A 13742-nucleotide genomic window follows, 5' to 3' on the forward strand; every position below is an offset into this window, starting at 1 on the left:
GCGGGCCCGCCCGCGCGACACCGGACGCGTTCGATCTGGGGCGGATCAGTCCAGCCAGCGGCGCTTCGGCGGGCGTACGGTCACCGAGCCGAAGACGATCTTTGTGTGCACCTCCAGCACGGGGCCGCCCGGCGGGGCGTCGCCGCGCAGCTTCGACTCCTTGGCGCCGAAGATCGCCGTACCGGTCAGCCGCACCTCCACCCCCTCCGGTACGAAGATCGTCACCGAGCCGAAGATCGCGGTCGCCTCGATCGTGACCACCGGATGCGGGATCGTGCTGTCCTGCAACTCGATATGGCAGTCGCCGAAGATCGACCGGGCCTCCAGCCGGGCCGGCACCGGCCAGCGTCCCTTCCGGGTCTCGTTGCCGAAGATCGCGACCAGTCGTTCCGGGGCCGGCCCGGCGACGGCGGACCCGGCCCGGCGGGCCGGCACCGGAGCCGGCGGCTGGCCGGTCGGCAGGTCGTCGGTGAGCCGGGCCAGTTCACCCCGGGTCTTGGCGGCGTGCGCGGCGGTGGCCCGCTCGGCGTACTCGTCCAGGGTCAGCCGGCCCTCGGCGGCAGCCGTACCCAGCAACTCGACGATCTGCTCCCGCTCCCGGTCCGAGACCCGGAACCGGTCGGCCTCGTCGATCCGGTCCGCCCCGTCCTGCGGTTCCCGCTCCATGGCCGCACAGCCTAGCGGCCGGCGGCCCGCCCGGTCACAACCCGACCACCGAAGAACGAGCACCGAGGATCAGCGGATCGCGTCGACCGCCTTGCGGGCGGCGACCAGCACCGGATCCCAGACCGGGGCGTACGGCGGCGCGTAGCCGAGGTCCAGCCCGGACATCTCGTCGACGGTCATCCGGTTCCACAGCGCCACGGCGAGTACGTCGATCCGCTTCGCCGCCTCCGACCGGCCGACGATCTGGGCGCCGAGCAGCCGCCCACTGCGCCGCTCGGCGATCAGTTTCACGGTCATCGGCTTCGCCCCGGGGTAGTAGCCGGCCCGGTTCGTCGACTCGACGCGTACCACGACGAACTCGAAGCCGGCCGCCGCCGCCTCGTCCTCGCGCAGCCCGGTACGCCCCACCTCCAGGTCGCAGACCCGGGTCACGGCGGTGCCGACCACCCCGGCGAAGGTGGCGTAACCACCGCCGATGTTGATCCCGGCGACCCGACCCTGCTTGTTGGCGTGCGTGCCGAGCGGCACGAAGACCGGCTGTCCGGAGACCCGGTGCACGCATTCGACACAGTCGCCCGCCGCCCAGACGCCGGGGGTGTCCACCACCCGCATCCGCAGGTCGACCCGGATCGCACCGGTCGGGCCGATCGGCAGGCCGGCCTCGGCGGCGAGCGCGGCGTTCGGGCGTACCCCGAGACCCAGCACCACGACGTCGGCCGGCAGCGTGCCGTCCTCGGTGACCACGGCGGTGACCCGGCCGTCCCGGGTCTCCAGCCCGGTGACGCCGACCCCGCTGCGCACGTCCAGCCCCAGTCCGCACAGTGCCTCGCGGACCAGGGCGCCCATGTCGGGGTCGACTGTCGACATCGGCTCCGGGCTCCGCTCGACCAGGGTGACAGACAGGCCGCGCTGGATCATCGCCTCGGCCATCTCGACACCGATGTAGCCGCCGCCGACCACCACCGCGTTGCGTGGCATCGGGTCGCCGTCCAGCCAGTCGATGAGCGCGGCGCCGTCGTCCAGGGTTTGCACCCCGAACACCCCGGCGGCGTCCGTCCGGGCCCACTCCGGTGTGACGGGGACGGCACCGGCGGCGTACACGAGCTGGTCGAAGCCCTCCCGGACCTCGCGCCCGCCGTTCTCCAGGTCCCGGGCCACCACCTCGCGCCGGTCCAGGTCGATGCCGACCACCTCGTGCCGGAGCCGGACGTCGATCTGGAAGTCCTTCCGGAAGGTGGCCGGGTCCCGGCTGACCAGCTGGTCCACGTCGTCGACCAGCCCGCCCACCCAGTAGGGGATGCCGCAGGCCGAGTACGACGTGAAGTGTCCGCGCTCGAACGCCACGATCTCCAGGTCGGAGGCGTCCCGGCGGCGGCGTGCCTGCGACGCGGCGGACATCCCCGCCGCGTCGCCGCCGACCACCACCAGCTTCTCAGCCATCCCGGTCGTCCTTCTCAGCCATTCCGCGCGACGCCCCGGGTACGCCGGACCAGGTCGTCCAGCACGTCGGAGATCTCGTGCCGCTTCGCGTACGCGGCCCGCTGCCGGGCGGCGCCGGTGCCGTGCGCCTGCAGGCGGCTCAGCAGCGCGGTGACCAGGGGCAGGTCGCCGTGCCGCTCCAGGGCCGGCCGGAGCCGGTCGAACAGCCGACGCATCAGGCGCCAGGCGGGACGCAGGCCGCCGTCGACCGGGTCGACCGCCAGCCCCTCCAGGCCGTCGTGGGCCGCCCGCCAGTGCGCCGCCGTCAACATCTGGTGTGGTATCCGGGGGGCCGGCCGGCCGGCCGCGATGTCGGTGAGCGCGGTGTCGACAAGCGCCCGGACCAGTGCCGCGACCAGGATCGTGTCGTCCACGCCCGGACAGACGTCACCGATCCGGATCTCCACGGTCGGATACTTCGACGACAGCCGGGCGTACCAGTAGAGCATGCCCTCGTCGAGCATCATGCCGGTGCCGATCAGTTCGTCGACCAGGCTCTCGTAGTGCGCGTGCGACTCCAGCCAGGGCGTCGGCGCCACCGACGGCCAGCGCTCCCAGAGCACCGAGCGCCAGCTCGCGTACCCGGTGTCCCGGCCGGCGTAGAACGGCGAGTTGGCGGTGGCGGCGTGCAGCATCGGCAGCGCCGGGCGAAGGTGGTTGAGCACCTGCACCGCGATCTCCGGCTCGGGCACCCCGACGTGTACGTGCATGCCGTTGACCCCGGGGGAGGGGACGAGCGGCCCGAACCGCTCGATCATCCGGTGGAACCGTGGATTGTCCACCAGCGGCGGGACCGGGCCGTCGACCGGGCCGGTGCCGACCGCGACCAGCCGTACCCCGGCCGCCTCGGCCGCGTCGGCCAGCCCGGTACGCAGCAGGCCGAGCGAGTGCCGCAGCGCGCTCAGTTCGAGGCCGGGCGGGGTGCCGATCTCGATCTGGCTGGTCTGGAACTCGCGCTGCACCTGCCCGCGCAGCTCGTCCGGCACCTCGGCGAGGACCGCCTCCACCGCCGGGGCCGCCGCGCCGGTCGCCGGGTCGACGAGCAGGAACTCCTCCTCGACCCCGACCGTGAGCCGCTCCGTTCCGGCGTCCGGTCCAGCAGCCTGCACGGGTACGGCCCGTCCGCCTCCGGCCGGTGTGACCAGCCCGTCCCCCGCAGGTGCGGCCAGCCCGCCCCGCACCGGTGTGGCCGGTCCGTCGACCATCACCATCACCATCACCGCCCGTCACTCGGTCGACCCGTCACTCGGTCGGATCAGCGGCGCTGCCCCGACCGGTTGTTCATTACCCTCAGTGTCGATGCCGGGAAACTCCCCGGGGGCACCAATCGCGGCATCAGCCCGTCCGGGTTACCGCGGGGCGCCGTGGTGAGGGCTGTTCCGAGAAATTGTCGGATCACGGACGGGCTTCTCGCTCAGAAGCCTCCTACCAGCGGCGATGGTCGCAGGCTGAACTGCCCACTCATCCGTGGTGCGCTGCGACTTGATCGCTGCGCTACCGTGGCGTCACTTTTGGTAGTTCCTGGGGAGGGTACGTGGCCGGGAGGGACTTCTTCGCATCGAAGAGGGCGGCAGCGGTTTTCAAGCACGGAATCCTGAAGCGATATCCGGTGGTCTTCGCCTCGCGGACCGGCCGGGATGTCGCGGGCAACCGGGTCGTGTTCCTCGACGGATATGCCGGTCGCGGTGAGTACGGTGAAGGGGAACCGGGATCGCCCTTGCTGCTTTCGCGTTGCGCCGAGTACGTGAGCACGTACCGGAACGTGCTGGGCTTCTTCGTGGAGCAGGACGAGGACAACTTCGACAACCTGCGGAGGGTCCTGGACGCGAAGGGTGGCAACACTCGCCGGGTGCTCCGCTGTGGTTCGGTGAGCGACCACCTGCCGGAGTTGCTGACTGTCGCGGACGGCGCCGCTCTCTTCGCCTTCCTTGATCCCTTCGGGCTCGCGTTGGACTTCGAGTCGATCCGAAACAATCTGCTCGGCCGACCGTCCTGGCCCCGAACGGAAGTGCTGCTGCATTTCAGCGTTCTGGCGGTGGCACGGATGGGGCGTGCGGTGCACCTGGCCCGCACTCGCGGCGATGCGCTCACACCCGCCGACCAGAAGACCGCAGAGCAACTGGATCGATTCCTCGGCGGCGCTTGGTGGCAGGACGAGTTCGCCCGGGTGCACGACGAGCGTGACGAGGAGACCGCCACCCAGAGTGCGCTGCGTGTCTGCAAGATCTACGAGAGCAAGCTGACCTCTGGGACTCGATACCAGGCGATCAGCATGCCGGTGCGCCCCCGATCGGAGTTGCAGCCGAAGTACGTACTCACTCTCTTCACCGCCAACAACGCCGGCGCATGGTCATTCGCCGACACGCTGGGCAGGGCCGGCCTGGACTGGTGGGTGGCCTGGAAGACCGACATGGTCCGGCGCGGCGAGGCGCCCGGGCAGGGGGCGCTCTTCGGGGAGGAGGTACTCGTCACTCCTGAAAAGTACGTCAAGCAGTCGGCACCTGCCTGGACAGAGATCATCGCCGGTAACATCGACCGACTTCTTGACGAGACGGGTCCGTTCCGGCTCGATGCCGCTGTGCCGGAGGTCTACGGCACGACACTGGGGCAGGCCTGGGAGCGGCACGTACGGGCCGCTGTCAAGTTGCTGGCCGGCGACCGGGTAGCGAACAGTGGAAAGGGCGACTTCTGGGCCGAGATGATCCGGCGTCCATGAGTGTGCCGGCAACGTCCTCGTCGAGCAACGGTCACGCGACGGCGCTCAGTTCCCGTCCTGCCGGCATCTCATCCCAGGTGCGGCCATCCAACTCCCGCCCGCCGGCCTTGGGGGTACGGCCGCCCCACTGCTTGAAGAAGAACGCGGTGCCGGCCGCAGCGCAGCCGTCGCGCAACTCGCGCACCCATTCGGGAGCCATCCTTCGACATCCCGCGCCGGACTCACCGCCGGCGATGAGCCAGTGCACGCCTTCGAGATCGATTGCACCCAGCGGACCGAGAAGCGGCTCGGCGGAGACGAAGCGTACGGCTGCCGGTACCTGCCGAAGGTCGTCAACTCGGTGTACTTGAGAGCGATTCTCGACAGAGACGCCCATCCAGACGTTCTTCGGCCAGTCGATGCTGCTGGCGAGCCTGGCCATGCGGGACGCCCGTTTCGTCAGCACCTGATAGGTGTGGCGGGGGGTCTGTCTCATCACCTCGAAGACCTGCTGCACGTAGGCTAGTGGCACGCGGGCGTGAAACAGGTCGGACATGGAATTGACGAACACGACCCGCGGCTCGCGCCAGCGGTGCGGGATGTCGAGGGCGGATCGGTGCAGGGTCACCCCAAAGCCCGGTCCCGACGAGCGCGGGTCCCCGTCGACCTGGTATTTCGGCGAACCCATCGCCTTGAGCCGTTTAGCCAGGCTCATCGCGTAACAGTTGTCACAACCGGCGGATACCTTGTCGCATCCGGTGGTGGGGTTCCAGGTCGCTTCTGTCCACTCGATAGCGCTCTTGTCGGCCACGTTCGCGTCCTTCCGTCGACCGGGCAATCCTGTCGAACGTTCGTACGGAAGTGAAGCGTCGCGGCCGAACCAACATCTGGTTCGTCCGGAGACCGCCGAGTTCCTGCTGCTGCCGCTTGCCTGTGCCGACTAGCCTGGGCGCCGTGCCGGTGAGCGGATCGAGGCCCATCTCCGGCCGGGCGGTCCCGTCCGGCGGGGTGGCGCTGCTGCTCGGCTGGCTGGCGGTGTCGCTCGGCTGGTCGGCGTACGCGCTGGCCGTGGTCGGCACGCCCACCGGGCCGGCGGTGGAGTCGCTGGCCGGCGCCGCGGTGCTGGCGGCGGCCTCGCTGCTCACGGTCGCCCTCGCCGGCCGGCTGCCGGCCGGTCCGCACACCGGCGTCGACCGGGTACGCCTGAGCGCCACGTTCCGGCAGCGGTCCCGGCGACTCGGTACGCTCCGCCAGCTCGATCCCGACGCGGCGGGTCGCCCTCGGCCGCGAGCACCCTCCGCGCACCTCTCGGCCGGTTAGCGGCAGCGCTCCGTCAGCGGCGGCGTCCCATCCAGCGGGCGCGCTCAGCGAAGCGGAGCGCGCTCCACCCAGGCGGCACCGCACCCGGCGGAGATTCCGCTCGGGGAGGCATTCGGCATTCCGCCCAGCGGTGCGACTCCACGATGCCGCGCCGGTCGATCCCGCGTCAGTCCGCCCGTACGTCCACCCCGCCGCCACCGTGTGCGACGTCGTCCCGGCTCGTCGGCTCGCCGACCGGCTGGGCGGTGATCTCCCGGTGGCCGGGGACTGACGTCGGGCCGTCCCGCCGGACCAGGGGCACATCCCCGTCCGGGCGTTCCGGAATCGAACCGAGGAGTCCTCGCATGCTCGCCTTCGCACCACTCGACGGGGCGGTCGGCGCCGCCGCGCACGCCGTCGCACTGCTCGCCGCCCTGGTGGAACCGGTCGCCGGGGTCGGCGCCACCGCCGCCGCCATCGTGCTGTTCACCGTCGGAGTACGTCTGTCGATCTCCCCGCTGAGCTGGGCGCAGGTCCGGGGCGAGCGGCGTCGGGCCGTATTGGCGCCCCGGATCCGGGAACTCCAGCAGCGGTACCGGAACCAGCCGGCCCGGCTGCGCGACGAGTTGGTCGCGTTGCACCGGGAGGCCGGGGTCTCACCGTTCGGCAACCTGTTGCCGGCGCTGGCCCAGGCCCCGTTCTTCTTCCTGATGTACCGGCTTTTCGCCGTGCCGGCGGCCGGGGCGGGCCCGGCTGCCGGGTCGGCCGGGACGGGACTGCTGGCCGAGCGGCTCTTCGGGGTGCCGCTCGGCCAGCACCTCGGCGACGGGCTGGCCGGGGCGGCCGGCCCGGTCTTCGGGGTACTGCTCGGACTACTGGTCCTGCTGGCCTGGTGGTCCTCCCGACGGATGCGCCGAGCCGCGGCATCCGGGCCGGCGGGTGCCGCCGAGGTGCCGGGGGCGGCGGTGCTGGCCAGGGTGCTGCCGCTGCTGCCGTACGGGACGGTGCTGGTGGCCTTGTTCGTGCCGTTGGCGGCGGTGCTGTACCTGGTCACCACCACCGCGTGGACCGCAGTGGAGCAGGTGGTGCTGCGCCGAGGTAGGGCATCGACAGGTGTTGACACGGGAGGGTCCGGCACGTACAACTCCTGAGAGAGCGCTCTCTCGCGCACTGTCCCCTGTAGGGCTTTCCGTCCCCCGTAGAGAGGCCCCCGACATGAACACCACCCGGACCGCCCGGCCGGCCCCCGCCGGCCGGACCACCAGACGCCGGCTCGCGCTGCTGGCGGCCGCGTCGACCCTGCTCGCCACGGTCTTCGGCACGGTGACCGTGACCGCGCGCGCCGCCGTACCGCCACCAGCCTCCGGCTGGAGCCTGGTCTGGGCCGACGACTTCACCGGCGCCGCCAACACGCTGCCCTCGTCGGCCAACTGGATCATCGACACCGGCACCAGCTATCCCGGCGGCCCGCCGAACTGGGGCACCGGGGAGATCCAGACGTACACCAACAGCACCGCGAACGTCAGTCACGACGGCGGCGGCAACCTGCGGATCACCCCGCTGCGCAACGCCTCCGGCGGCTGGACCTCCGCCCGGATCGAGACGGTACGCAGCAACTTCAAGCCGCCGGCCGGTGGCGTACTGGCGATCGAGGGCCGGATCCAGATGCCGAACGTGACCGGTGCGGAGGCGGCCGGCTACTGGCCGGCGTTCTGGGCGCTCGGCTCGCCCTACCGGGGCAACTACCAGAACTGGCCGGGGATCGGCGAGTTCGACGTGATGGAGAACGTCAACGGGATCAACTCGGTCTGGGGCGTACTGCACTGTGGCGTCGCGCCGGGCGGGCCGTGCAACGAGTTCAACGGCATCGGCGCCCAGCGGGCCTGCCCCGGCTCGACCTGCCAGTCCGCGTTCCACACCTACCGCTTCGAGTGGGACGCCTCGGTCAGCCCCCAGCAACTGCGCTGGTACGTCGACGGCCAGCAGTACCACACCGTCACCCAGGCGCAGGTCGGCTCGTACTGGTCGCAGATGACCGACCACGCGGGCTACTTCCTGCTGCTCAACGTCGCGATGGGTGGCTCGTTCCCGAACGGCGTGGCCGGCGGCACAACCCCGACCGCCGCGACCGTCTCCGGACGGCCGATGCTCGTCGACTACGTCGCGGTCTACAGCCGGGGCGGCGGTGGCAACCCGACCAACCCGCCGACCACCCCGCCGCCGACCACGCCACCTCCGGGCGGCACGGTCAGCGCGTACTCGACGATCCAGGGTGAGGCGTTCAGCGGGCAGCAGGGTGTCGCGGTCGAGGCGTGCAGCGAGGGCGGCCAGAACATCGGCTGGCTGGCCAACGGCGACTGGGTCCGGTACGACCGGGTCGACTTCGGCAGCACGCCACCCCGGGACTTCGTGGTCCGGGTCGCCTCCGGTGCGGGCGGCGGGGTGAGCGGCCTGGTGCAGGTGCGCCTGGACAGCCCGACCGGCCCGGTGCTGGGCAGCCTGTCGGTCGGCAACACCGGCGGCTGGCAGAGCTGGCAGTCGATTCCCGGCAACGTCTCCTCGGTGACCGGGGTACGCACGGTCTACCTGACCTTCAACAGTGGTCAGCCGGCCGACTTCGCCAACCTCAACTGGTTCACCTTCCGCCGCTGACCGCGGGGAGGTGCCGGGGCGGGGCGTCTCCGCGCGGGCGGGCGGCGCCGAGAGACCCTGCCCCGGCATCTCTTGCTTTAACAGTTAACCTTCCTAATAATTAGCGGACAGTCGATGGCTGTGCCTACCCGACCGCCCCGGTGGAGGAGCACATGAGACGCCGCAGAAGCCTTGTCCTGTCCGTAGTCGCCGGCCTGGTGGCAACCGTCGGCGTCGCCTGGGGAGCGCTGCCGGCGTACGCGGCCGGGCCGACCGCGACCTTCGTCAAGACCGCCGACTGGGGGACCGGCTGGGAGGGGAAGTACACAATCACCAACGGCGGGACCGGCACCCTCAACGGCTGGTCGGTCGCCTTCGACCTGCCCGCCGGCACCACCATGGGCAGCTACTGGGACGCCCTGCTGACCTCCTCCGGACAGCGGCACACCTTCACCAACCGGTCCTGGAACGGCACCGTCGCCCCCGGCGCCTCGGTCTCGTTCGGCTTTCTCGCCACCGGCTCCGGCAGCCCGGCCAACTGCACGCTCAACGGCGCGGCCTGCGGCGGCAGCAGCACCCCGACGACGCCGCCGACCACCGCGCCGCCCACCACCCCGCCGACGGACCCGCCGGCGACCGGGCTGCCGAAACACTTCCTCACCGGGTACTGGCACAACTTCGACAACCCCGCCGTCGAGTTGCGGCTGCGGGACGTGCCCGCCGAGTACGACCTGATCGCCGTCGCCTTCGCCGAGGCGACCAGCACCCCCGGGGCGGTCACCTTCGGCATCGACCCCGGACTGTCCGCCTCGGTCGGCGGCTACACGAACGCCGACTTCGCCGCCGACGTACGCACCGTCAAGGCGCGCGGCAAGAAGGTGATCCTCTCGGTCGGCGGCGAGACCGGCCGGGTCGCGGTCAACGACGCCGCCTCGGCGACCGCGTTCAGCAACAGCGTGTACAGCCTGATCCAGCAGTACGGCTTCGACGGCGTCGACATCGACCTGGAGAACGGGCTCAACCCGACGTACATGGCGCAGGCGCTGCGGTCACTGCGCAGCCGGGTCGGCGCCGGCCTGATCATCACGATGGCGCCGCAGACCATCGACATGCAGTCGCCCTCGGTGTCGTACTTCAAACTGGCGCTGGACATCCGGGACATCCTCACCGTCGTGCACACCCAGTTCTACAACTCCGGTTCGATGCTCGGCTGCGACCAGTCCTTCGCGTACGCCCAGGGCACCGTCAACTTCATGACGGCGCTGGCCTGCCTGCAACTCGAAGCCGGACTCCGCCCCGAGCAGGTGGCGCTCGGCCTGCCCGCCGGCCCGGGGGCGGCCGGCGGCGGCATCGTCGCGCCGAGCCTGGTCAACCAGGCGCTGGACTGCCTGGCCAGGGGGACCAGCTGCGGCAGCTTCCGCCCGCCACGCACCTACCCCGGCATCCGGGGCGCGATGACCTGGTCGATCAACTGGGACGTCAGCAACGGCAACAACTTCGCCCGGACCGTACGCCCGCACCTGTCCACCCTGCCCTGAGCCGACCGGCACCCCGCACCCGGCGCCGGGCCGTCAGCGTGTGTCGGCGGCCTGGCGCCGGCCCGACCGCCGCCGCACCTTCTTGACCACCCAGAGTCCGATCATCACCGCGAAGACGGCCAGCAGTGCGTAGTCGAAGTAGCCGGCGTACCTGTCGATCTGCTGCCACCGCGACCCGAGCGAGTAGCCGAGGCCGACGAAGATCGCGTTCCAGAGCCCGCTGCCCAGCGTGGTCAGTGCCAGGAAGCGCCCCACCGGCATGTGGTTGGCGCCGGCCGGAATCGAGACCAGGCTGCGGACCACCGGGATCATCCGGCCGAAGAGCACCGCCCAGGAGCCGTACCGCTCGAACCACCTGTCGGCCCGTTCCAGGTCGTCGAGGTCGACCAGCGGAATCCGGTCGAGCCAGCGCTTGAGCCGGTCCTCGCCGAGCGCCGCGCCGAGCCAGTAGAGCAGCATCGCGCCGAGCACCGAGCCGGCGGTGGCGGAGATGGCCACCAGGACGACGTTCATCCGTCCGTCACCGGCCAGGTAGCCGGCCATCGCCAGCACCAGTTCGCTCGGCACCGGCGGGATGATGTTCTCCAGCGCGACCAGCAACCCCACTCCGGGTACGCCCAGCGAGTCGATCACGCCCGCGATCCAGCCGGTCAGGCCACCGACCTGCGTAGGGTCCACGTCCTGGGCGAGGGCCACGGCGCACCCACTCCTTCGTCGGCTCGTACGGTCGGCTCAGGGCTCATCGGCCGGCTCAGGGAAAGCCCCGGGTGAAGCGAACTCGTTACCCCGTGACCGCCCCGGTTACACCCGCCGTCCCGCCACCCCGGCGACCCGGCCGGCCGATCCGGTTTGCCGGCGCCGCCGATCGGAAAAGAGCTTCGGCTATGACGGACCGGTGGTACGCGGAGGCGGTCGTCTACTGCCTCGACATCGACACGTACGCCGACTCGGACGGCGACGGTATCGGCGACATCCAGGGCCTGATCGGCCGGCTCGACTATCTGGCCCGGCTCGGGGTGACCTGCCTGTGGCTGCATCCGATCCACCCGTCGACGCAGCGCGACGACGGCTACGACGCCACCGACTTCTACGGCGTCGACCCCCGGCTCGGCACCCTCGGCGACTTCGCGGAGCTGCTGCACCAGGCCGCCAACCGGGGGATCCGGGTCATCATCGACCTGGTGGTCAACCACACCTCGGACCAGCACCCGTGGTTCACCTCCGCCCGCTCGTCGCCCGACTCGCCGTACCGCGACTGGTACGTCTGGTCGGACCAGGAGCCGCCGGACCGGCACCAGGGCATGGTCTTCCCAGGTGAGCAGGACGAGACCTGGAGCTACGACCGGACCGCGAAGTCCTGGTTCTACCACCGGTTCTACCGGTTCCAGCCGGACCTCAACTTCGGCAACCCGGCGGTACGTGCCGAGGTCAAGAAGATCATGTCGTTCTGGCTCCAGCTCGGTGTCGCCGGGTTCCGGATCGACGCGGCGCCGTTCATCATCGAGCAGACCGAGCCCGGCAACCCGAACTCGCCCAAGGACTTCGAGTTCCTGACCGAGCTGCGCCAGCACGTCCAGTGGCGGCGGGCCGACGCGCTGCTGCTGGCCGAGGCGAACGTCGAACCCGACCAGCTCCGCGTCTATTTCGGCGACAGCGGCGGCTCCGCCAACCGGCTGCACATGCTCTTCGACTTCATGCTGAACGGCCGGATGATCCTGGCGCTGGCCAGGCAGGACCCGGAACCGATCATCGACGGCCTGCGGGACACCCCGGCGCTGCCGAAGGGGGCGCAGTGGGCCACCTTCCTGCGCAACCACGACGAGATCGACCTCTCCCGGCTCACCGCCGAGCAGCGGGCGCAGGTGTACGAGCAGTTCGGGCCGGACGAGAACATGCGGATCTACGACCGGGGCATCCGGCGCCGGCTCGCCCCGATGCTCGGCAACGACCGGCGCCGGATCGAGCTGGCGTACGCCCTCCAGTTCTCGCTGCGCGGCACCCCGGTGCTGCGGTACGGCGAGGAGATCGGGATGGGCGAGGACCTGTCGCTGCCGGGTCGGGAGTCGATCCGTACCCCGATGCAGTGGTCCGGGAAGCCGAACGCCGGCTTCTCCAGCGCGCCCGCCGACAAGCTGGTCCGCCCGGTGATCGACGACGGGGAGTTCGGCTACCAGCGGGTGAACGTCACCGCGCAGCGGCACGACGCGTCGTCGCTGCTGGGCTGGTTCGAGCGGATGATCCGTACCCTGCGCGAGGCCCCCGAGATCGGCTCCGGCTCCTGCACCCACGTCGACCAGGAGATGCCGCCCGGGGTGCTGGCACACCGGGCGGACGGCCCGACCGGCTGCATGCTCTTCCTGCACAACCTCGGCACCCGGCGGGCGGTGGTCAACCTGGGCGCGCTCTTCCCGGAGGCGGACATGCCGAACGACGTGTTCGCCGACCGCGACTACCCGCCGGTCGGCAAGCTCGACGCGCTGGAGCTGGCCGGCTACGGCTACCGCTGGATCCGGCTGTTCCGCTCGGGCGCGGTCGAATAGCGGCGGTCGCCGCTCCGGGCGGCCGGCTCGCCCAGCGGGCTGGCTCGCCCGGGCCGGCGGTTCCGCCCGGCGGCTGGCCCCGCTCAGCTGGCGGGGCGGGTGCGGCGCAGCCAGAGCAGGCCGAGCACCGGCAGCACCAGCGGGACGTAGCCGTAGCCGCCGCCGAAGTCCGACCAGACGGTGTCGTCCGGGAACAGGGCCGGGTCGAACAGGCTCAACGCACCGACCCCGAGCACCCCGGCGAGTTCCACGGTGCAGCAGACCAGGGCGGTACGCCGGCCGGCCCGGTCGCCCTTCGCCAGCCCGACGGTCGCCACGATGTAGATCACGGCGGCGAGCGCGGAGAGCAGGTAGGCCACCGGCGCCTCGCCGAACTTCGTGATGATCTGCACTCCGGCCCGGCAGCTCGCCGCGATGGCGAAGAGGAGGTAGACGGCGACCAGCGCCCGCCCCGGACCGCTGTTGACCCGCCGGGGCGCTGGCCCGGGGCCGGTCGGGGTCGCCGGGTCGGAGGTCGTCGGCTCAGCCACCGGGCAGCTGCCAGGTCTGTTGCAGGCGGAGCACGACCACCGGGACCACCAGGCAGACGACGGTGACGATCACCGAGCCCCAGCGGGTCGGTTCCATCCGGGCCAGCACGCCGGCCAGCGGCGGCAGGCAGACCAGGGTGACCAGGTAGCCGGCGAAGGTGCCGGCCTCGGCGGGCTGCTCGCCGCCGATCCAGGCGGCCACCGCGGTGGCGGCGAGCGCGAGCAGCACCAGCTCCAGCACGGCCAGGCCGGCGAGGTGCGAGACGTCCGGCGGCCGGTTGCGCATCGTCGTCACCAGGCTCCAGCCGGCGAGTACGAGTGACAGCACGATCGAGGAGGCGACCAGGAAGTCGTTCATCGGCCG

Annotated in this window: 14 protein-coding genes; 6 read left to right on the plus strand and 8 right to left on the minus strand. The window is 71.3% G+C overall.

Annotated elements, in window-relative coordinates:
* Positions 1-45 precede the first annotated feature (45 nt).
* The 3 genes from O7626_RS02270 to O7626_RS02280 form a co-directional block, all read right to left on the minus strand.
* A complete protein-coding gene (locus O7626_RS02270) occupies positions 46-666 on the minus strand; it encodes a DUF1707 domain-containing protein (RefSeq protein WP_278058749.1) in 621 nt (206 codons plus the stop codon).
* Between the two features lie 69 nt (positions 667-735).
* Positions 736-2106, minus strand: a complete 1371-nt coding sequence (locus O7626_RS02275; protein ID WP_278058751.1) for an FAD-dependent oxidoreductase — start codon at positions 2104-2106, stop codon at positions 736-738.
* A 14-nt stretch (positions 2107-2120) separates the two neighbouring features.
* A complete protein-coding gene (locus O7626_RS02280) occupies positions 2121-3350 on the minus strand; it encodes a glutamate--cysteine ligase (protein ID WP_278058753.1) in 1230 nt (409 codons plus the stop codon).
* A gap of 329 nt (positions 3351-3679) precedes the next feature.
* Between O7626_RS02280 and tcmP the strand changes: the two genes are divergently transcribed.
* Entirely contained in the window at positions 3680-4861 is a 1182-nt protein-coding gene (tcmP, locus tag O7626_RS02285) for a three-Cys-motif partner protein TcmP (protein ID WP_278058754.1), read from the plus strand.
* Between the two features lie 31 nt (positions 4862-4892).
* Here tcmP and O7626_RS02290 read toward each other — a convergent pair whose 3' ends face one another.
* The gene (locus O7626_RS02290) at positions 4893-5651 is read right to left on the minus strand and encodes a phage Gp37/Gp68 family protein (protein ID WP_278058756.1); all 759 of its coding nucleotides are present in this window, start codon (positions 5649-5651) and stop codon (positions 4893-4895) included.
* A gap of 149 nt (positions 5652-5800) precedes the next feature.
* On the opposite strand from O7626_RS02290, the gene O7626_RS02295 reads away from it, so the two are divergent.
* On the plus strand, positions 5801-6160 hold the full coding sequence (locus tag O7626_RS02295; protein WP_278058758.1) for a DUF6412 domain-containing protein: 360 nt from the start codon (positions 5801-5803) through the stop codon (positions 6158-6160).
* Between the two features lie 166 nt (positions 6161-6326).
* On the opposite strand, the gene O7626_RS02300 is transcribed toward O7626_RS02295, so the two are convergent.
* Positions 6327-6506 (minus strand): hypothetical protein, encoded by a 180-nt coding sequence (locus O7626_RS02300; RefSeq protein WP_278058760.1) that lies wholly within the window; start codon positions 6504-6506, stop codon positions 6327-6329.
* Between O7626_RS02300 and yidC the strand changes: the two genes are divergently transcribed.
* The 3 genes from yidC (at position 6505) to O7626_RS02315 (ending at position 10308) form a co-directional block, all read left to right on the plus strand.
* A complete protein-coding gene (gene yidC, locus O7626_RS02305) occupies positions 6505-7290 on the plus strand; it encodes a membrane protein insertase YidC (protein ID WP_278058761.1) in 786 nt (261 codons plus the stop codon). The two genes, O7626_RS02300 and yidC, sit on opposite strands and share 2 nt — an antisense overlap.
* A gap of 64 nt (positions 7291-7354) precedes the next feature.
* Positions 7355-8791: a carbohydrate-binding protein gene (locus O7626_RS02310; RefSeq protein ID WP_278058763.1), complete on the plus strand. Its 1437-nt coding sequence runs from the start codon at positions 7355-7357 to the stop codon at positions 8789-8791.
* A 152-nt stretch (positions 8792-8943) separates the two neighbouring features.
* Positions 8944-10308, plus strand: a complete 1365-nt coding sequence (locus tag O7626_RS02315; protein ID WP_278058765.1) for a cellulose binding domain-containing protein — start codon at positions 8944-8946, stop codon at positions 10306-10308.
* A gap of 33 nt (positions 10309-10341) precedes the next feature.
* Here the strand turns inward: O7626_RS02315 and O7626_RS02320 are convergent, their stop codons facing one another.
* On the minus strand, positions 10342-11004 hold the full coding sequence (locus tag O7626_RS02320; RefSeq protein ID WP_278058767.1) for a DedA family protein: 663 nt from the start codon (positions 11002-11004) through the stop codon (positions 10342-10344).
* A gap of 188 nt (positions 11005-11192) precedes the next feature.
* Between O7626_RS02320 and O7626_RS02325 the strand changes: the two genes are divergently transcribed.
* Positions 11193-12848, plus strand: coding sequence for an alpha-amylase family protein (locus tag O7626_RS02325; RefSeq protein ID WP_278058769.1), 1656 nt, complete (start codon positions 11193-11195; stop codon positions 12846-12848).
* 83 nt (positions 12849-12931) lie between these two features.
* On the opposite strand, the gene O7626_RS02330 is transcribed toward O7626_RS02325, so the two are convergent.
* Together O7626_RS02330 and O7626_RS02335 are read right to left on the minus strand one after the other, a co-directional pair.
* Entirely contained in the window at positions 12932-13291 is a 360-nt protein-coding gene (locus O7626_RS02330) for a hypothetical protein (RefSeq protein WP_278066035.1), read from the minus strand.
* 79 nt (positions 13292-13370) lie between these two features.
* On the minus strand, positions 13371-13736 hold the full coding sequence (locus O7626_RS02335; RefSeq protein ID WP_278058771.1) for a hypothetical protein: 366 nt from the start codon (positions 13734-13736) through the stop codon (positions 13371-13373).
* Positions 13737-13742: the final 6 nt, after the last annotated feature.

It is taken from the genome of Micromonospora sp. WMMD1102 (genome assembly GCF_029626265.1).
In the GTDB taxonomy this organism is placed as follows: domain Bacteria; phylum Actinomycetota; class Actinomycetes; order Mycobacteriales; family Micromonosporaceae; genus Plantactinospora.